Source organism: Lascolabacillus sp. (assembly GCF_028696275.1).
Classification (GTDB): domain Bacteria; phylum Bacteroidota; class Bacteroidia; order Bacteroidales; family Dysgonomonadaceae; genus Proteiniphilum; species Proteiniphilum massiliensis.
In genome coordinates, this window is the sequence record NZ_JAQVHI010000006.1 from 59,907 (window position 1) to 78,999 (window position 19,093).

Genomic DNA, 19,093 nt, shown 5'->3' on the forward strand with positions numbered 1-19,093 from the left:
TCCTTAGAATTATTTTTTTCTAATTTCTTTTGTAATTGCTGCAGCTGACATGAAACTCATAAATAGTGGATTTGGTGATATAACAGTACTATTATACTCCGGATGGAATTGAGTTCCAATATACCATCTCAAACCAGGAACTTCTACTATTTCCACTAATTCAGAATCTGGATTGATCCCGGTACATTTCATACCTGCAGCTTCAAATTTTGATTTATATTCATTATTAAACTCATACCTGTGGCGATGACGTTCCTGAATTTTCAACTTACCATACGCTTTAGATGCCAATGATCCTTTCTTAAGTATACAATCATAAGCACCAAGACGCATAGAAGCACCCATATTAGTAATATGTTTTTGTTCCTCCATCAGGTCAATAACCTTATCTTCAGCTTTTGGATCCATCTCTGTTGAATTTGCACCGGGCAAATTCAAAACTGATCGTGCATATTCAACAACCATACACTGCATGCCTAGACAGATACCAAAAGTTGGAATATCATTCTCTCTTGCATATTTCAAAGCAATAAATTTACCTTCTATTCCTCTCTGTCCGAAGCCGGGGGCTATGACAATTCCATCAGCATCTTTCAGCTGTTCTGCTACATTCTCTTCAGTAATTTTTTCTGATTGATATAGATCTAAAATCAATTTTCTATCATTATATATTGCAGCCTGAGAAAGAGCTTCAGTAATTGATTTATATGCATCTGGTAGTTCAGCGTATTTACCAACCAACTTAATTTTTACATGTTTTTTAGCATCCTTTCTTTTTTGTAAAAATGCATTCCATGCCTCCATTTTTGGGCTATCACCAGTTGGCAAATTCATCTTTCGCAAAACTACTTCATCCATGCCCTGACGTTGCATCATAGTGGGCACCTCATATATTGTAGAAACATCTACTGACTGCATTACTGCTCCTTGTTCAACATTACAAAAAAGAGCTACTTTATCAAGTATGTCTTTATTTAACTTACGCTCAGTTCGCAATACAAGCATATCTGGCTGTATACCATGAGACTGAAGTTCTTTAACAGAATGTTGAGTAGGCTTGGTTTTTACTTCTCCTGCTGCTGAAATATATGGAACATAAGTAAGATGTATACAATAACAGTTTTTCCCTAGCTCCCATCTTAATTGACGAACTGCTTCCAGGTATGGTGTAGATTCAATATCACCAACTGTACCTCCAATCTCGGATATTACAAAATCAAATTTGTTCTTTATGCCTAAAGATTTAATATTACGTTTGATCTCATCAGTAATATGAGGTATTACCTGTACAGTTTTACCCAGAAAATCACCTCGTCTTTCTTTTAATATTACATTCTGATAAATACGTCCAGTTGTAATATTGTTATCTTTTGTTGTTTGAATATTAAGAAATCTCTCATAGTGTCCTAAGTCAAGATCTGCTTCATGACCATCAACCGTTACATAGCATTCTCCATGCTCATATGGATTTAATGTTCCGGGATCAACATTAATATATGGATCAAATTTTTGAATTGTCACCTTATACCCTCTTGCTTGCAGTAGTTTACCTAGCGACGAAGCAATTATACCCTTTCCTAAAGAAGAAACAACGCCTCCTGTTACAAATATATACTTTGTGTCAGCCACGATTGTGATGTATTATTTATTATTTTTTTGAAGATGCAAAGGTACATATTTTTTAGAACATTGAATAACGATAGTTTGTCAATGTTCAATTATTAGTATGATATATTATTAAGAAAGGTGAAACTTTTTCAGTATAATAATCACATTGGTATGAGATTCATATCTTCACATCGCATAATTTTACCTGGAAAGGCTTGAACAATTGAGTAGTTGTGTGTTGACATTATTACGGCTGTGCCCCTCCCTGAAATATCCTGAAGGAGAGAAACAATCTGACTACCAGTTTCCGGATCCAAATTACCTGTTGGTTCGTCAGCTAAAATAAGTGCTGGAGAGTTAAGTAATGCTCTCGCAATTACTACTCTTTGCTGTTCTCCACCAGATAATTCATGAGGCATTTTATAAGCCTTGTTTTGCATCCCAACCAATACCAGCACTTCATTAATACGGTCTTTGATTTCACGCTTATTTTTCCAGTCAGTTGCGCGAAGTACAAACTCAAGGTTTTTTTCTACTGTCCTATCTATAAGCAGCTGAAAATCTTGAAAAACAATACCAATTTTTCTTCTTAGAAATGGTACATGTCTGCGCTTAATAGATGCAAGTTCATAATCAAAAACACGTGCACTACCATATTCAACAGGCAGCTCAGCATACATACTTTTCATTAGAGTACTTTTGCCTGATCCTACTTTTCCAATTACATACAAGAAGTCACCTCTGTTTACAGTAAGATTGACATTACGAAGAATTATGTTTTCTTCGCGATTTAATTGCACATTTGAGTAGTTTACTATCTGTTCTTCAATCATTATTTAATAAATTGTATCGTCAGCGGATATTTCCAGTACTCGCCGTTATAGGCTTTTACTGTAGCGATAATAACTAAAATAACATACAATAGACCAATAATTATCGCGATTGGAATACCAATAATCGTAATAGCAGCTACTGCTGCATAAATCACATAACTAATCATAAAATTAAGAATATTCTTACCATGCAAATCTACGTTTACATTAATATCCTTATTGGCAATCCACATAATTATCGGGACTATAAAACCAGCACATGGAACGATTACTCCTGCAAACTGAGATAAATGCATAAGCATTATGTAGGTGTTTTCTGTCATTCCGAATAGAGGCCTTTTCCCGGAGCCAATTGAAGTATTATTAAGGATTTTCTCTTTCTCGCGCTGGTATTCCTCCTCTGTAATACTCCCTTTCTCTCTTAATTCATCAAGGATTTTTAAATCTTCATAATTCATCTTTCTGATTTTTTTAGGAATAATAATCAAAGATCATAATTAGTTTTGAAGTAATCTATCTATTGTTTCAACCATTTGGTTAAACTCTTCTTCTTCAAACAATCGGGTTAGCATTACAATTTTACCATCTTTATCAATTATAACATTACGTGTTATCCCGGCATTAGCCTCAGCATATAAACTAAATATTCCGGCATCAGGATCAAGACCGATAGGATATGTAACTTTTGTAGCTTCAATTAATTCTTCAATTTTTTCTACAGGCTCCTCTCTATCGATCCCATAAAGTGCGAACTCAGGATTATTTTTGTGGCGTTGCCAGATTCTTGACTCAATATGAGGCATTTCTTTTCTACAAACTCCACACCAACTCGCAGTAAACTGTAACATTACAACTTTACCTCTTAAAGAAGAGAGTTTTACTATATTCCCATCTGGTAGTTGCATGTCAAAATCAGGAGCCATTTCTCCTACATTAACCAAAAATTGATAACCTTCGGTTTTGTTTTGTTTCTCTTCTGCATTCACTGACTCTACACTTTCTATTTGGTTAGAGTCTGATTTACTACTTGAAGAATTGCCGCATGACATCAGTAATAGAACTATAAAAGAGATAAATAAATTTTTAACCATAATATACTATTTTACACAAAGATAATTTTTTTCCAGAATTATACTCTTCTCCTTAAGAAAATAACAGCTATAACTGTTGCAACCAGAGATCCTAAAATATCAGCAATCCAATCCCCTAACTCAGCACTTCGTGTAGGGAAATAATATTTCTGTAATAATTCAATTACACCTCCATATATTACTGGTATCAGTAAACCCCAAAACATCCATCTTATAAAAATAGGTTTTTTATTGTGTAATTTATAATAGTCATATAAAGAAACAGCCGATAACAGAAAAAACATTCCAAAATGAACAATTTTATCCCAAGAAATTCCCTCTGGCATTTGAGGAACACTATTAGAAGGGATTAAACAGGTACCTATAAAAATCAACAGACTTATTAATATGGGAAGTAATGTATAACGTAGTAGTATTTTCATAATTTTGTTTTAAAACCACCTTAGTAGTCTGCAAAGATAATATCATTTTAATTTATCATAATATTTAATCTCCTTACATTCGATATTTATAAACATATAACTAAAAGAAAATACTGATTTCAGGAAAAATTTTGTTCCTTTGTTAATGGAAGAAATGAAGCATTGGCAACATTTTTTATATGCATACAAATAAATTTTAATGCTAAAATGAAAAAATATATTCTTTTATTACTCACCGGATTATTTACTTTACAAATTTATGCCCAAATAGCATCAAGTGGCCAAAATCAACGTTATTACGATATCAATAAAAATATCGACATTTTCAATTCGGTGTTAAGGGAGTTAGACATGTTTTATGTTGATAGCATAGAGGTAAATAAACTAGTTCAGGGAACAATTCATAACATGCTATCGAGACTCGACCCATATACAGAATATTACTCTGAAGAAAACATTGGTGAACTTCAATTTATGACCACTGGCGAATATGCAGGTATAGGAGCTATTATTTCTTACAAAGATGGTCAGGTTATTATCAATGAACCGTACGAGGATTTACCGGCAGCAAAAGCAGGACTAAAAGCGGGTGATGCTATACTTGAGATTAATGGCGAAGATATGCGGGAAGCAACAGTAAAAGAAGTGAGCGATAAGTTAAAAGGAACACCAGGTACGACCATACAATTATTAATTAAACGACCAGGTGAAAAGGAATATAGAACCATAAATATAGTAAGAGAAAAAATTGAAATAGACCCAGTCACTTACTCGGATGTATTCAATGGAAATATTGGTTATTTCCACTTTGGAAGCTTTACTTCCGGTAGCTCTGATAGAGTTAAGGAGACTGTGGAACAACTAAAAAACAAAGGGGCTACGTCGCTAATAATGGACCTTCGAGGTAATGGAGGTGGAATTTTAGACGAAGCTGTAAGTGTTGTGAATTTATTTGTTCCCAAGGGTGAGGAAATAGTATCAACCAAAGGTAAAGTAACTCAATGGGATAGAAGTTATTTCACACAAGACCAACCTCTGGATGAAATAATACCGATAGTAGTACTTATCGATACCGGTTCTGCTTCTGCATCAGAAATAGTTGCAGGAGGACTTCAGGATCTTGATCGAGCAGTTATTGTAGGTAATAGATCATTTGGTAAAGGATTGGTTCAAACACCTCGTGATTTGCCTTATGGTGGAAATATGAAAATTACTACTTCTAAATACTATATTCCCAGTGGCAGGGGTATTCAATCACTAGACTATTCTCATCGAAATCCAGATGGTAGTGTCGCCCGTGTACCTGATTCTTTAACCAATGTATTTTATACCAGAAATGGCAGAGAAGTACGTGATGGTGGTGGTATTACTCCTGATATAACAGTACCTCAGGAAGTTGGTAGTAGGATAGCTTATTATCTCATGGCTGAAAATATAATTTTTGATTATGTTACAGATTGGGCACAAAATCATGAGAAAATTTCAGCTCCAGATCAATTTGAATTGTCCGATACAGACTATGATTCATTTAAAAATTATGTAAAAACAAGGAATTTTGAATATGATAAAATGAGTCAACGGTCTTTGAATCAATTAAAAAGCATCATGGAGTTTGAAGGATACCTAAATATTGCTGCTGAAGAATTTAAAGCACTTGAAGCTAAACTTCATCCTGATATTGACAGGGACCTTGAACTATTTAAAGATTTAATTAAAGATATGATAGAATCTGAAATTGTTCAACGGTATTATTATAAGAAAGGAGTTCTGTTACATCAGTTAGCCAGTGATAAAGTGTTTGAAAAAGCAATAGAGGTTCTTCAAAACAAGGAAATGTATGATGCAATATTAAAACCAATACCTGAAAACATTCCTCCTGTTGAAGAAATCAAGGAAAAACTCAAAGATCGTTACTCTTAGTATTATTGAACCCTATATATCTCAGATTGTTGTTAATAAAGATTTAATCAGATAATTATTAAGTAAAATAATCTATTCGACTATGTTCCCAACAGAGTTTATTATAGGTCTTCTGGCAGCTTCTATTGCAGGCGGTGCAGTAGGACTTGAGCGTGAGACAAGTAACAAAAGTGCAGGTCTAAGAACAAATATGCTGGTATCAGTTGGCTCTTCTGTTTTTGTTATGATTTCAGCCTACTTGATGGAAGGGATACAAACAGGTGATCCTTCCAGAGTAATGGGCCAAATAGTTACCGGTATTGGTTTTCTTGGTGCAGGTGTAATACTTCACAGAGGTACTAATGTTAAAGGATTGACAACAGCTGCAACCATATGGTGTAGTGCTGCACTTGGCTGCCTTGCCGGTTTTGGGTTATACTGGGAGCTTGCAGCTACAACACTATTAATAATCATAATAAATACACTCCTGAGGAAAACTGATATATTATTCAATAATAAGAAGAATAACAAATCTGACGACAATAATAAAAGATTCGAATAAGGCAACTATAATACTTTTGCTATAATAATACCGGTACATGAGCTTCTGCTATTGCAGTAGTTGCTTAGTAATTGTTTATCAATTACAATCTCGTTAAGAACCGATGAGGCATGTATAAATTTAAGCTCCCTATCTTTTCTAAATGCAAAACTTACATGTGTGACATCCAGTCCTTCTAAACTTGTAGTAAAACCTACTACTGACATATGTGGTATTAATGAATCTGATTTGGCTATTTCATCCTTTGGTAAATAATAAAAGCCTCCTCTGTCATTAATTTTAGTTTCCACCTTTATTATTTCATTAAGAGTTGTATCATCATCAGTTAATTGATTATATGAAGTACGGTGTTCAGACATGAAGTTTATAATCTTATTGTCCTTCACCCCACCAATTTCACTGGTAATATCTTTCATTATACCATTCTTACTGTTCTCATATATCCAGTCAATTGTATAATGTAATCTAGAATGGTAGCCCAGAATTACTTTATCCCTATATCTGATTGATTTTAGATTATCCGCATAAGCCTCTATAGTAGGTTCTTCCTCTAAAGCTGTCATAGATAAAGCAATAACTGTTTCCACAAAAGTAAAACAATCGAATTCGCGGAAATTCACAGTCAGTTGTTCAACCACATTCTGATCCAAAGTATGAGCCACATAAGGTTTTCCTAGAAAAAACAGAGCAGTTTTTTCCATAATCAGATCCTTACTATTAGATTTCCAAGGCTTTATATATTCAATATAATCATCAAAAACTATCCTGTCCTCAAGTAAAAACTCAGTTTTTACTTGTGCAATTATATTACCTGGTATAATTATTAAAATTAAAGCCAGAATAAATATATTCTCTTTTAAACAAGATAGTTTTTTCATGATTATAATTATTAAAAAATTTTACGACTCAGGTTTATTAGCTTTTGAGATTAGATAGTAATCCATTATTGTCATATATGCCATTGCTTCTACTATAGGAACAGCACGAGGTAATACGCATGGATCGTGACGACCTCTAGCTTTTATTGTTGTATTCTTACCTGTAATATCTACGGTTTGCTGCTCCATCAAAATAGTTGAAACGGGTTTGAATGCAACTCTAAAATAAATATCCTGTCCATTAGAAATACCAGCCTGAATTCCACCTGAATAATTAGTTCTGGTACTTATTGTTCCATTAGAATCGTAAAAAGAATCATTCACTTCAGACCCTTTTTTTGAAACATTAAAGCCCATACCATATTCAAAACCTTTTACTGCATTAATTCCAAGCATTGCAGCACCAAGAGCAGTATGAAGTTTCCCGAAAACAGGTTCACCGAGTCCTACAGGAACTCCTTTAATAACACATGTTATAATTCCACCAATCGTGTCTCCCTGATAACGTGTCTCTTGAATCAGCTTTATCATCAGTTCAGCTACCTCCGGATCGGGACATCGAACAATGTTATCATCAATCTTTGTAAGATCATACATTCTGTAATCATTCTCAAGACCTATATGTCCTACCTGAGATGTATAAGCTTTAACATCAATTCCAAGTTTATCCAGATATAGTTTCGCTACTGCACCACCCACAATACGGGCAATTGTTTCACGTGCAGATGAACGACCACCTCCCCTGTAATCCCTTATACCATACTTCTGATGGTAGGTAAAATCTGCATGTGATGGTCTGTAAGCATCTTTTATATTACTATAGTCATTTGACTGCTGGTTTTCATTTTTTACAATAAAACCAATTGGTGTGCCAGTAGTTTTTCCTTCAAAGACTCCTGAAAGAAACTCTACAGTATCTGATTCCACTCTTGGTGTAGTTATACGTGATTGCCCAGGCCTTCTCCTGTTAAGTTCATTTTGAATAAGATCTAAATCGAGTTCCAAACCAGGAGGGCAACCATCAATTACTCCCCCCACTGCAACACCATGAGATTCACCAAAGGATGTTAACCTGTATAATCTTCCAAATGTATTCATATATTAGCAATTACCACAACCTCCTGAACCACAACCTCCACCATTTGAGCTGCCACAACCGCATGATCCTTCACCTTCTGCACCAGAGCCTTTCGAGCCACAATCGCATGAACCACAACCACAGCCTCCACCAGAGAATAGAGCTGCAATTTCTTCGGCCGAGGCATCTCTAACACCTAATACCTTCCCGGTAAAATACATATTTTCTCCAGCCAGAGGATGATTAAAATCCATTGTTACAATATCCTCCCCTATTTCTACTACTGAACCCATTAATCTATTACCGGAAGAGTCCATCATTGGTACAACATTTCCTTCAAAAAGGATCTCATTATCAATTTTTCCTTCTATCTCGAATATCTTTTTAGGAAGTTCAATTATCTGAGCATCATCATATTCTCCATATGCTTGATCTGGAGTCAAGTGAAAGTTAAACTCATCACCCTGCTCTAATCCTTCAATCTGTTTTTCGAAAGCATCTAGCATCATATTGGCTCCGAATATAAACTCCATCGGTTGTTCCGCTGTAGCTTGCTCCATTAATTCTAGATTATCTCCTTCTCCTACATTCAGGTCATATGAAAGCGTAATATATTTGTTTTCTGAAATTTTCATTGTCTATTATTTTTTTAATTATTTATTTGGATTTGAATATTAACAATCAAGTATAAATGAAGTTTATTTATTAACAGCGTTTTTAAGATTATTGAGAGCTTTTTCAAGTACTTGTTTTGACGTTCCAACATTCAATCTCATAAAGCCCTCGCCTCCTGGACCAAAAATTGTTCCATCATTAAGAGCAAGTCCTGCCTCATTAACAAATAGTTTTTTAAGTTCAGACTGTGAAAGTTTCAAAGAAGAACAGTCAAGCCAAACTAAGAAAGATGCTTCTGGCAGTATAGCTCTTATTTGTGGAATGTTTTTTTTCAAATAACTATCAACAAAATCAACATTACCCTGAACATATTTTAGCATCTCATCAAGCCAGTCATCACACTCATCATAAGCTGCACGGGTAGCCGTATATGCAAATAATGTTCCCTCGTCCAAGCATCTTGGCTTTATATAGCTTAAAAATTTTTCTCTGATTTCTTCATTTGTGATAACTGAAAATGAGCTTACTATCCCGGCAATATTAAAAGTTTTGCTTGGAGCCATTAGGGTGATAGAGTTATTATTTGCCTTATCAGACACTGTTGCAAAAGGTATATGTTTATATCCTGGAAGTGCCAAATCAGAGTGTATCTCATCTGAAATAACCAGAATATTGTTATCGTAACAAATTTCCGCAAGTTCTGCTAGTTCATCATGAGTCCATACTCTCCCGGCAGGATTGTGAGGATTACAAAGTATAAGCATCTTACACTCTTTTTCAGATGCAATCTTGCGTAGTCCTTCAAAATCCATTCTATATTGACCGTTATACTTTATTAACGGATTATTAACCACATTTCGCCCTAAAGAGCTACTCACAATCCTGAAAGGGTGATACACAGGAGGCTGTATAATGATATTATCTCCTTTATCCGTGAATTCATCTATTGCAAAAGCTAAACCTTTTACAACTCCGGGGATATATGTAATATCATCTTTTTCAACACTCCATCCATGTCTTCTTTCAAGCCAATTTATTATTGAATTGAAGTATGATTCTGATTGAATTGTATAACCAAATAACCCATGCTCCACTCTTTTCATAAGAGCTTTGGTGATTGCAGGTGGAGATTTAAAGTCCATATCGGCAACCCACAGTGGAATAAGATCTTCACGTCCGAAAAGCGACTTTAAATTCTCAAGTTTTGAACTTTCTGTATTTGACCTGTCAATTATCTCGTCAAAATTGTATTTCATACCAATAAAAACAATTATCTAATAGTAAACACTCTTTATTATACTTTTATCTTGAGCCCTTTTACCACCCACATAGAGAGATTCAAATGCAAGACCTAACATAAACTGATGAGCATTAGTCCTGGTAATAAGCTCATTAACATCAGTAGCATAATAATCCCACAGATAACCTGTGCGGATTGTTAAATTTTTAAACGGAATATCAACTGTAAAATAGCTTCTCAGTGCCAACTGATTATGAAACGAACCAAAATGCACCGTTCCTTTATCATTTCCTAGTGTAAATATTTCGTAGTAAGAATGTCCATATTCAGGAGAAAAAAACATTCCTGCAAATGGTGTCGATAACTGCCATCTTAGACTTAGATTACGCAATTTGTATAACACCATAGAAGATAAATTTAAATTGACATATGTTTTGAGTGAGCCTGGATTGTTTGTGTTTCTTACGTTATAAATACCGCCGAACAGTGCTTCAGTTCCTCCACCACCATACAGACGCAATTTCCCTGAATCAATTAGTGGATAAAATATATTTAAATTATAATTTAGATTACCCCAATATTCTGAAGAAGAAAGAGTAGGGTTTTTTGTGATTGCTGTTTGAATTCGAAACTGATTCTGAATTAAAATATTACTTCCATATTTCCTAGATGCTTTGATACGATCATGTAATAGTGAAATTGCAATTCCTTCATATTTTATTGGAGAAAGATAGCTGTCTTCTAAATATGCTTTTCCTATACCTATAAGTGTAGATTGATTAACAGGAATAACTGATTGCTGAGTGGACTCCTGAGAAAATAGCAGACAACTTAAGCTAAACCAAATAAAAACTAAAAAAGGAATCCTTTTCATCTAATATATTTGTTACATATTTGTGGTTTCAAACCATTAATCAAATAGCTTCATCTGACCAGAAATTTCATCTCTCAAATCAGAGTCTGATATATTCTCATTGCCATTTTCACTTCCCTCTTCATCTATCTCCACCTTAGTAGAGCTTTCTTTATTTACTGGTTCCGGGAATCTTACAGGCTCCAATTCAATTACAGTTTCTACCTCAAAATTTGATATTCTCTTACCTTTCGCTTTATAACTTTTTTCACCTATAAACTCTTCAGCATCCAATTCGATTGGTTCACGGAAGCTATCATTGCCTCCAAAGATAGCTTTTACTCTTGGATAAACTACATCTGTCAGCAAAAATAAGCGTGATTCACTATTTTCACCCATAAAGTTGAGTGGTTTCTCAGTTGCATCCATTGTAAAACGCTTGAGATAGGCATATCCCTGATCTGCATCATATAGCGCAGCAGTCCACACTTTATGTTCATCAAATTTCTCCACAATTAGTACGTCATCAGGAAAGTGATTAGAAAGATCAAAGTTACATTTATAGAAATCTCCACTTTTTGTGACTACTAAAATCATATCATCACCCTGGAATTCTCCCAGATATTTTCCTCCACCTTCATAATTGAGTCTAAAGACATCCGGATCATACCAGACTTTTCTTCCCCCTAATGTTGATAGGCCTTTCTGTTTTAATTGAATTCGATGTACATCAGCCTTGGTAAGAATATTTCCAATTGTACCCCTACCCCTGATTTCTATTTCACTAAAATCTTTTTCAAATTGAAGAATACGAAGTCTTGGTTTTGGTTTTAAAATCACTCTAATGGTTTCAGCTTCTCCATTTGGATTAGCACTGAAATATGCAATTCTTGAGCCAGGTTTACCTTTAGTCAAATCATATTCTTTATCTCTTGTAACACCTGTGACAGCAAACCTTTTAATATAATGAGGTGATGTCCTGCCATCTCGATAAACTACATTATAGATAGTTCTTTTGTCGTTCTTTTTAAAAACATTTGCATAAAGTATTCCTTTACCAACAAACATTTTATCGCTCACTTTAACCACTTTATATTTTCCATCTTTGAAAAATACAATAATGTCATCTATATCAGAGCAATTACAAACAAATTCATCCTTTTTAAGACCTGTGCCTATAAAGCCCTCTTCTCTGTTTATATATAGTTTCTCGTTTGCTTCAGCTACTTTAACAGCCTCAATGTTTTCGAAGCTCCTAATCTCAGTCTTGCGTGGGAAATTCTTCCCATAGCGCTCTTTAAGCATAAGGTACCATGAAATAGTATAATCAACCAAATTGTTCAGATTATGATTAATTTCTTCTATTTCTTCAAGAAGTCTGGCAATAAGTTCATCAGATTTACTTGCATTAAACTTCAGAATTCTTGCCATTTTAATCTCCATAAGCTTATGGATATCATCACGATTTATTTCTCTTATAAATGATGGTTTATAGGGTTCTAAACGTTTATCGATATGAGCAATAGCTATATCCATATCTTTAGCGTTTTCAAACTCTTTATCCTTATATATACGCTCTTCTATAAATATTTTTTCGAGTGATGCAAAAAGATGGGCTTCCTGCTTCTCACCTCTTTCAATCTCCAGTTCCAGCTTTAACAGATCTTTAGTTCTGTTTACCGATGCAATCAACACATCGCTTACAGTAAGAAAATGTGGTTTATCATTATCGATAACACAACAGTTAGGAGATATACTTATTTCGCAATCAGTAAATGCATACAATGCATCTATAGTCTTATCCGATGATACACCTGGTGCCAACTGTACATGTATTTCTACTTCCTGTGCGGTTATATCATCTACTCTCCTTATTTTTATTTTTCCCTTTTCATTAGCTTTAAGTATTGAGTCTACCAGTCCTGAAGTAGTTCTTCCATATGGTACATCTTTAATTACCAGAGTCTTACTATCCAGCTTAGTAATTGTTGTACGCACCTTCACACTACCTCCACGCTCACCATCGTTATATTTCTCCACATCAATATACCCCCCAGTTTGGAAATCAGGATAGAGCTTAAATGACTTACCTTGCAGGTAAGCAACTGAAGCATCACAAAGCTCATTAAAGTTGTGTGGTAAAATTCTTGAAGAAAGACCTACGGCAATACCTTCGGCTCCTTGCGCAAGAAGAAGTGGAAATTTCGCCGGAAGAGTAATCGGTTCTTTATTCCTGCCATCATATGATGGTTTCCATTGAGTAGTCTTAGGGTTAAATAAAACTTCCAGTGCAAATTTGGATAAACGAGCTTCAATATAACGAGGTGCTGCAGCACTATCCCCGGTAAGTATATTTCCCCAGTTACCCTGAATGTCTACTAACAGATCCTTTTGCCCCAACTGCACTAATGCATCACCAATAGATGCATCACCATGTGGATGAAACTGCATCGTATTACCAATAATGTTGGCAACTTTATTAAAACGACCGTCTTCTATGCGCTTCATTGAATGCAAAATACGACGCTGAACCGGTTTCAAACCATCTGAGATATGTGGAACAGCACGCTCGAGTATTACATACGAAGCGTAGTCCAGAAACCAATTCTGATACATCTTTGATAAGTTTAGAGTACTGTCTTCGCCCAACCTTACAGGCACTCTCGAATTTGTACCGACCCCTGAGGAAAAACTTATCTCTAATTCATCATCCTGCAAGTTTACATCTTCATTGTTCTGCAGGTCGTCATTATTTTCTATAATATCGTCGTTGTTAATCTTTTTAGAAGACATATGTCAATTAAATAAACAGATATTTACTCCCTGAAAAGGAAGTACACATAGTTTTTTTGGTGTAAATTATTTGCTTAAAACTGCTCAAAGATATGAAAAAATGGGTTAATTTCAAAATTGATTAAATTATCAAATAAGTTGATAAATGCTACATTTGAACTGATATTTCGACAACTGCAATCACAACTTTCACAATTTTAATTATTTTTGCTTCATAATTAAAGGAAGAAAGCTTTCATTATTGTTGTATAATAAGAGATATCAATTTCTTAAATAATAAACAGACCAAAGAATTAACTAAACAGCATAGCTATGGGAAAAATTAGAATACCAAAGTCATTAATTAAAACATCACTGATATTTTTTGCAGTTTCATTTATAATATCATGTGGAAGTGTACCATTTACAGGCAGAAGGCAGTTACAGTTGGTTTCAAATGACGAGGTCATTGCACTTAGTCTGCAACAGTACCAGGAATTTATGCGTACTGCTCCTGTAGAACGTGGCACAGCAGCGGCACAAATGGTAAACCGTGTTGGTAACAGGATAGCTAAAGCCGTTGAAACTTTTTATAAAAGCAATGGTTATGAATCTGAACTAAAAAATTATGCCTGGGAATTCAATCTGGTAGCCGACAAGAGTGTAAATGCTTTTGCAATGCCCGGTGGCAAAGTTGTTGTATACACAGGATTATTGCCTGTCACACAAACGGAAGAAGCTTTAGCTGTCGTTATTGGTCACGAAATTGCACATGTTATTGCTCAGCACTCTAATGAACGAATAAGTCAACAGGTTGCTTTACAGTATGGGGGTGCAATTGCAGGTGGACTCCTTGGAAATTCAGAGTCAACTCGACAAATCGCTTCTACAGTGTTTGGTCTTGGTGCTCAATATGGAGTAATGATGCCTTATGCACGAAAACAAGAACTCGAATCTGATGAAATAGGTGTAATAATTATGGCTATTGCAGGATACGACCCAAGAGTGGCAATACCCTTTTGGGAAAGAATGGCTCAAGCATCAGGAGGTGCGGGAGTACCCGAAGTATTAAGTACACATCCTGCAGATAGCAGAAGAATTGAACGACTAACAGCAATTATGCCTACTGCGCTACAATACTACAAAGGTTCGGGAGTTCAAAATGAAACAACCGAACCAATTAAAACTAAAGCTCCAGTACCTGTAGAAACAAATAAAGCCAGAACATCCGAAGAGTGGACGTTTTAGCCTCTCAACCGGTTTAAAGACTGCACTAAAGCCTCATCCGAACCTATTCTCCTTATTGCCAGAATTGTTAGGATGATGGCTATTAAAGGCATTATTAAACCAACACCAATTTTATTAAAAAGGAGCTCTTCTACTGAATATACTTTGTAGAAAATAAATCCAAAAAACAGATAGAATCCAATCATCAATACAAGATTGAAAATGGATAGTCTTATCTGCAACATTCTCTTTTTGTATAAAAAGATAGTAATTAAAGCCAGCACTGAACTACCTATACTGATAGCAAACAGACCCCATGTGGAGTCATTTAATGTTCCATTCAGGTAAATACCCATAGACTCGAAAACAACCTCTTCACTATAATTATAATTAAAGGTTGCTAATGGAGTTGAAGATGCAATCAGCATTGCTGCAGCTGCCAGAACCAGGAAAATTGTTTGAATACGTTGAAACATATATCAGAACAAATCTTTTTCTTTCGAAGGGTTACGATAATAAATTTCGTTCTCTTTCCACTCTTCAATTGCAAGCAATGAAGGTTTAGGGAGTTTTTCGTAGAATTTGGATATCTCAATCTGTTCGTGGTTTTCAAAAACCTCTTCCAAATTATCACTATATGAAGCAAACTCCTGAAGTTTTGAATCAAGATCCTGTTTCATATCTATGCTAATCTGATTAGCTCTTTTACCAATAATTCTAACCATCTCATAAACATTTCCAACCGGTTCTGACAATTTCATTACGTCACGGGTTTCTGTATTTGAGCTTGCGGCTATTTTTCTGTAATCCATATTTTATATTGAATGTTAATTTAAAATCAAGTTGTAGGCAAAACATCTATTTTGCTTTGTGCTTCTTTATAATATTCTTCGGCTTCAGCTATATACTTTCCATTTGGGAATGTATTGGTATAGTTAAAATACTCATCAACAACCATTCGATAACGTTCAGGTTGTGCCTGCAATGTACTTCTCTGTGCGAATTCATACCTTGCACGCAGTATTGTAATCTGATACTCCTCCATATATATTGAAAATGGATAGCTTTTCATTGCTTCCCTGGCAGTAATAACTGCTGATTCATAGTTATTACCCATATAATTACCAAGGTTCAAATACAACTGAGCAGCAAGTAGTTCTTTATAAGCCAGTTTCTCCTGTAATTCAAACAGATAATTCTTTGCTTGCTCAGCACGTTCTGTCTGAGGATATCTTTCTATATATTTCTGAAACTCTGCAATTGCTTTGTATGTCTTTGTTTGATCTAATCTAGCGTCAGGAGAGTCGAGATACATCCCGTAGGCTGAATAAAACAAAGCAGCTTCGGCATATTCACCATTTGGATATGTGTTGTAGTAAGTAGTAAAAACTTCAGTTGCCGAAAAATAGTCTCTTGAGTTATAATGACTCTGTGCTAACAAATACAACGACTCTTCAGCTTGTGCAGTACCTTTCATAAAAGCAACAAGCTCTTCAAGCAGTGTTACACTACGACTATACTTACCCTCTTCGAAATATTTTTTAGCATAGCTATACTTCAAATCCCTATCGGTACTTTTCAAAATTTTATTGTACTCGCTGCACGAACCGAGGGCAATAGCGAACATCAAAAAAAAGATAAGTTTAAGTTTCATCTTGTTACAAGTCGGTTTAAGTTCGCAAATTTACTTAATCTTTCTCATTTAAAGGTATCTTAATCCTATTTTATTCTATTTTAGGATTTTTTTGATACAAAATCTAATATACTATCTATATATCTACGGTCATTTGACAGCTTGGGAACTTTGTTCTGACCTCCAATTTTCTCCCTTTGTTTCATCCAGCTATAGAAGACACCTTTCTCTAATGATCTGACAACAGGGATATTTAATGATAGATTATAAGAACGTTTAGCTTCATAGTCTGAATTAAGCTTTTTAAGGCTCTCATCCAGCAACAATGTGAATTCCTTCAAATCATTCGGCTCAGTTTCAAACTCGATTAACCACTCATGAGCACCATTATGACTTTCCGAAAAATATACCGGTGCAGCAGTATATTCATTAACTTTTGCTCCTGTCTTAAGACAAGCTTCTTCAATTGCCTTATCTGCATTGTCCACAATCAATTCTTCCCCAAATGCATTTATGAACTGTTTTGTACGTCCTGTTAGTCTGAAGAGATAGGGGTTGATTGATGAAAATTGTACTGTATCTCCAATCTTATAACGCCAAAGACCTCCACTTGTAGAAATTACCATTGCATACTGCCTTCCAATTTCAACTCCTTCTAATGGAACAGTCTGAGGATTTTCTTTATCCCACTCTTCAACAGGAATAAATTCATAATACACTTCATTATCCAAAATAAGCAGCATATCACTCGATTCAGGTGTAAACTGAACACCAAAAAAACCTTCTGATGCATTATAGGTTTCCCAGTAATTCATTTTATCAGATGGGATAAGTTTATTAAACTGAGATCTGAATGGAATAAAACTCACCCCTCCGTGAAAAAACACTTCAATATTTGGCCATATATCGGTGATGGATCTACCAGTTTCTTCAACAATCTTTTTTAATAAAACAAGCATCCACGAAGGCACACCAATGAGAGCACGTATATCAGTTTTTTTTGAATATTCTGCAAGCTTTTCCAGCTTCTCCTCCCAATCAGGAAGCAGGGCAATCTCTTCGGGTGTCCTTCTTTTTTTTACAGCTCTTGGAAGATTCTTCATCAGAATAGCAGAAATATCCCCAGTATATATACTATCACCTATCATATTAACCTGCTGACTACCCCCCATCACCAATGTTTTTCCCAAAACAAATGTTGTTTCTGGATGATGAACTGCGTAAGTTCCAAGCATATGGTAACCTGCACGATAATTCCCATTATAAAGTGACTCTTTAGTTACAGGGATATATTTACTTTTATCTTCAGTTGTACCTGAAGACATCGCGAACCACTTTACCGGTGTGTCCCAAAGTACATTCTCTTTTTTATCTACGATTATTTTATTCAGATATGGTCTTAACTCTTCATATGATATTACAGGCACATTCTTATTAAACCCACTGTAGTTTTTAATATTAGCGAAACCCATTTTTTTTCCATAAAGAGTGTTCTGACCATGTTCCAAAAGATATTGTAGTGTTCGCAGCTGTGTGTCTAGTGGATTCTCCAAGAAACTTTCCACAGGTTTGTAATAAGAGTTTAGTATCGATCGTGCTATTCTTTGAATCATCCTTTTCCTGAAAATTGTGGGGCAAAGGTAAACAGGAGTTTCATTAAACTGAAAAATAATTTCACAATTTAAAATAAAAAAAATCTATTTATCCTATTCGGCTTATTTTTCGAAGTCTTTCTTCATCGATTATTTTTATTTTTCTCCCATCTACAGCTATGATTCTTTCATTAGCAAAATTCGATAGCGTCCTGATGGCATTTGAGGTTGTCATATTTGATAAACTTGCCAGATCCTCACGGGCGAGGTAAATATTTATTGTTGCACCATCCTCTTCCAAACCATAGCTTTCTTTAAGGAATATCAATGATTCAGCCAGACGTCCCCGTACATGTTTTTGAGTTAAGTTTACAACTCGTTGGTCTGCTATACCCAGGTCAACCGAGAGCATCTGGATGAAGAACATGGCAAGGTCCCCATTTTTTCTAAGAAAAGACTCAATTAGTTCCATGGGTATCATGCAAACTGTGCAGGATTCAAATGCAGATGCAGCAGTAACATACGGTTCTCTTGCAAAATATGCTCGATAACCGAAATACATAAAAGGGCGTATTATCCGGATTATCTGACTTCTCCCACCTACCCCACTTTTGAATATTTTTACCTTTCCTTTGAAGAGGCACATGAGGTCTTTAGGAGTTTCATCCTCAAGATAAATAAGTTCGTTTTTCTTAAAATTAAGTACACGAGCGTTTTCACGTAAAAGATTACGCTCAGCATCAGACAACATTCTCCAAATCTCTGGCAATGTTGATGACAAATCGATTAA

19 protein-coding genes are annotated in these 19,093 nt (G+C 35.1%); 3 read left to right on the top strand and 16 right to left on the bottom strand.

The features are described from left to right. Window positions 1–9: 9 nt before the first annotated feature. The 5 genes from pyrG to PHO43_RS03060 all read right to left on the bottom strand — a co-directional run bounded on the left by pyrG (window position 10) and on the right by PHO43_RS03060 (window position 3,954). Window positions 10–1,629, bottom strand: a complete 1,620-nt coding sequence (pyrG, locus tag PHO43_RS03040) for a CTP synthase (protein WP_045089762.1) — start codon at window positions 1,627–1,629, stop codon at window positions 10–12. A gap of 140 nt (window positions 1,630–1,769) precedes the next feature. Continuing rightward, complete coding sequence (locus tag PHO43_RS03045) at window positions 1,770–2,441, bottom strand: cell division ATP-binding protein FtsE (RefSeq protein ID WP_045089763.1); 672 nt, start codon at window positions 2,439–2,441, stop codon at window positions 1,770–1,772. Beyond that, the gene (locus tag PHO43_RS03050; protein WP_045089764.1) at window positions 2,441–2,899 is read right to left on the bottom strand and encodes a magnetosome magnetite crystal formation protein family; all 459 of its coding nucleotides are present in this window, start codon (window positions 2,897–2,899) and stop codon (window positions 2,441–2,443) included. Before PHO43_RS03050 ends, PHO43_RS03045 begins: the two co-directional genes overlap by 1 nt. Before the next feature lie 39 nt (window positions 2,900–2,938). Further along, entirely contained in the window at window positions 2,939–3,532 is a 594-nt protein-coding gene (locus tag PHO43_RS03055) for a TlpA family protein disulfide reductase (protein WP_082057368.1), read from the bottom strand. 38 nt (window positions 3,533–3,570) lie between these two features. After that, on the bottom strand, window positions 3,571–3,954 hold the full coding sequence (locus PHO43_RS03060) for a VanZ family protein (RefSeq protein WP_045089765.1): 384 nt from the start codon (window positions 3,952–3,954) through the stop codon (window positions 3,571–3,573). Between the two features lie 207 nt (window positions 3,955–4,161). Here PHO43_RS03060 and PHO43_RS03065 point away from each other — a divergent pair, with 207 nt between their 5' ends. Both PHO43_RS03065 and PHO43_RS03070 read left to right on the top strand, forming a co-directional pair. Next, window positions 4,162–5,874, top strand: coding sequence for a S41 family peptidase (locus PHO43_RS03065; protein WP_045090912.1), 1,713 nt, complete (start codon window positions 4,162–4,164; stop codon window positions 5,872–5,874). An 82-nt stretch (window positions 5,875–5,956) separates the two neighbouring features. After that, entirely contained in the window at window positions 5,957–6,415 is a 459-nt protein-coding gene (locus PHO43_RS03070; protein WP_045090913.1) for an MgtC/SapB family protein, read from the top strand. Between the two features lie 5 nt (window positions 6,416–6,420). On the opposite strand, the gene PHO43_RS03075 is transcribed toward PHO43_RS03070, so the two are convergent. From PHO43_RS03075 to PHO43_RS03100, 6 genes are all read right to left on the bottom strand, one after another. Continuing rightward, complete coding sequence (locus PHO43_RS03075) at window positions 6,421–7,293, bottom strand: N-acetylmuramoyl-L-alanine amidase-like domain-containing protein (protein ID WP_288011245.1); 873 nt, start codon at window positions 7,291–7,293, stop codon at window positions 6,421–6,423. Between the two features lie 21 nt (window positions 7,294–7,314). Then, complete coding sequence (aroC, locus tag PHO43_RS03080) at window positions 7,315–8,391, bottom strand: chorismate synthase (protein WP_045089766.1); 1,077 nt, start codon at window positions 8,389–8,391, stop codon at window positions 7,315–7,317. A gap of 3 nt (window positions 8,392–8,394) precedes the next feature. Beyond that, complete coding sequence (locus PHO43_RS03085; RefSeq protein WP_045089767.1) at window positions 8,395–9,006, bottom strand: FKBP-type peptidyl-prolyl cis-trans isomerase; 612 nt, start codon at window positions 9,004–9,006, stop codon at window positions 8,395–8,397. A 63-nt stretch (window positions 9,007–9,069) separates the two neighbouring features. Then, the gene (locus tag PHO43_RS03090; protein ID WP_045089768.1) at window positions 9,070–10,242 is read right to left on the bottom strand and encodes a MalY/PatB family protein; all 1,173 of its coding nucleotides are present in this window, start codon (window positions 10,240–10,242) and stop codon (window positions 9,070–9,072) included. 18 nt (window positions 10,243–10,260) lie between these two features. Beyond that, on the bottom strand, window positions 10,261–11,100 hold the full coding sequence (locus PHO43_RS03095) for a DUF3316 domain-containing protein (RefSeq protein WP_045089769.1): 840 nt from the start codon (window positions 11,098–11,100) through the stop codon (window positions 10,261–10,263). Window positions 11,101–11,136: 36 nt separating this feature from the next. Continuing rightward, the gene (locus tag PHO43_RS03100) at window positions 11,137–13,872 is read right to left on the bottom strand and encodes a DNA gyrase/topoisomerase IV subunit A (RefSeq protein WP_053826209.1); all 2,736 of its coding nucleotides are present in this window, start codon (window positions 13,870–13,872) and stop codon (window positions 11,137–11,139) included. A gap of 312 nt (window positions 13,873–14,184) precedes the next feature. On the opposite strand from PHO43_RS03100, the gene PHO43_RS03105 reads away from it, so the two are divergent. Continuing rightward, window positions 14,185–15,099 (top strand): M48 family metallopeptidase, encoded by a 915-nt coding sequence (locus PHO43_RS03105; RefSeq protein WP_045089771.1) that lies wholly within the window; start codon window positions 14,185–14,187, stop codon window positions 15,097–15,099. On the opposite strand, the gene PHO43_RS03110 is transcribed toward PHO43_RS03105, so the two are convergent. From PHO43_RS03110 to PHO43_RS03130, 5 genes are all read right to left on the bottom strand, one after another. Further along, a complete protein-coding gene (locus PHO43_RS03110; protein ID WP_045089772.1) occupies window positions 15,096–15,554 on the bottom strand; it encodes a DUF4293 domain-containing protein in 459 nt (152 codons plus the stop codon). The two genes, PHO43_RS03105 and PHO43_RS03110, sit on opposite strands and share 4 nt — an antisense overlap. Window positions 15,555–15,557: 3 nt before the next feature. Beyond that, a complete protein-coding gene (locus tag PHO43_RS03115) occupies window positions 15,558–15,890 on the bottom strand; it encodes a DNA-directed RNA polymerase subunit omega (protein WP_045089773.1) in 333 nt (110 codons plus the stop codon). A 26-nt stretch (window positions 15,891–15,916) separates the two neighbouring features. Further along, window positions 15,917–16,732 carry an outer membrane protein assembly factor BamD gene (locus PHO43_RS03120; RefSeq protein WP_045089774.1) on the bottom strand — a complete coding sequence of 272 codons (816 nt, stop codon included), beginning with the start codon at window positions 16,730–16,732 and terminating at the stop codon, window positions 15,917–15,919. Window positions 16,733–16,812: 80 nt separating this feature from the next. Then, on the bottom strand, window positions 16,813–18,324 hold the full coding sequence (locus PHO43_RS03125) for a GH3 auxin-responsive promoter family protein (protein ID WP_045089775.1): 1,512 nt from the start codon (window positions 18,322–18,324) through the stop codon (window positions 16,813–16,815). A gap of 88 nt (window positions 18,325–18,412) precedes the next feature. After that, complete coding sequence (locus PHO43_RS03130) at window positions 18,413–19,054, bottom strand: Crp/Fnr family transcriptional regulator (protein WP_394331724.1); 642 nt, start codon at window positions 19,052–19,054, stop codon at window positions 18,413–18,415. Window positions 19,055–19,093 lie beyond the last annotated feature (39 nt).

Bases quoted from the DNA above. Each gene is read 5' to 3' on its own strand.
- PHO43_RS03045 (WP_045089763.1), bottom strand. From the start codon at position 2,441: ATGATTGAAGAACAGATAGTAAACTACTCAAATGTGCAATTAAATCGC.
- PHO43_RS03050 (WP_045089764.1), bottom strand. From the start codon at position 2,899: ATGAATTATGAAGATTTAAAAATCCTTGATGAATTAAGAGAGAAAGGG.
- PHO43_RS03055 (WP_082057368.1), bottom strand. From the start codon at position 3,532: ATGGTTAAAAATTTATTTATCTCTTTTATAGTTCTATTACTGATGTCA.
- PHO43_RS03060 (WP_045089765.1), bottom strand. From the start codon at position 3,954: ATGAAAATACTACTACGTTATACATTACTTCCCATATTAATAAGTCTG.
- PHO43_RS03065 (WP_045090912.1), top strand. From the start codon at position 4,162: ATGAAAAAATATATTCTTTTATTACTCACCGGATTATTTACTTTACAA.
- PHO43_RS03070 (WP_045090913.1), top strand. From the start codon at position 5,957: ATGTTCCCAACAGAGTTTATTATAGGTCTTCTGGCAGCTTCTATTGCA.
- PHO43_RS03075 (WP_288011245.1), bottom strand. From the start codon at position 7,293: ATGAAAAAACTATCTTGTTTAAAAGAGAATATATTTATTCTGGCTTTA.
- aroC (WP_045089766.1), bottom strand. From the start codon at position 8,391: ATGAATACATTTGGAAGATTATACAGGTTAACATCCTTTGGTGAATCT.
- PHO43_RS03085 (WP_045089767.1), bottom strand. From the start codon at position 9,006: ATGAAAATTTCAGAAAACAAATATATTACGCTTTCATATGACCTGAAT.
- PHO43_RS03090 (WP_045089768.1), bottom strand. From the start codon at position 10,242: ATGAAATACAATTTTGACGAGATAATTGACAGGTCAAATACAGAAAGT.
- PHO43_RS03095 (WP_045089769.1), bottom strand. From the start codon at position 11,100: ATGAAAAGGATTCCTTTTTTAGTTTTTATTTGGTTTAGCTTAAGTTGT.
- PHO43_RS03100 (WP_053826209.1), bottom strand. From the start codon at position 13,872: ATGTCTTCTAAAAAGATTAACAACGACGATATTATAGAAAATAATGAC.
- PHO43_RS03105 (WP_045089771.1), top strand. From the start codon at position 14,185: ATGGGAAAAATTAGAATACCAAAGTCATTAATTAAAACATCACTGATA.
- PHO43_RS03110 (WP_045089772.1), bottom strand. From the start codon at position 15,554: ATGTTTCAACGTATTCAAACAATTTTCCTGGTTCTGGCAGCTGCAGCA.
- PHO43_RS03115 (WP_045089773.1), bottom strand. From the start codon at position 15,890: ATGGATTACAGAAAAATAGCCGCAAGCTCAAATACAGAAACCCGTGAC.
- PHO43_RS03120 (WP_045089774.1), bottom strand. From the start codon at position 16,732: ATGAAACTTAAACTTATCTTTTTTTTGATGTTCGCTATTGCCCTCGGT.
- PHO43_RS03125 (WP_045089775.1), bottom strand. From the start codon at position 18,324: ATGATTCAAAGAATAGCACGATCGATACTAAACTCTTATTACAAACCT.
- PHO43_RS03130 (WP_394331724.1), bottom strand. From the start codon at position 19,054: ATGTTGTCTGATGCTGAGCGTAATCTTTTACGTGAAAACGCTCGTGTA.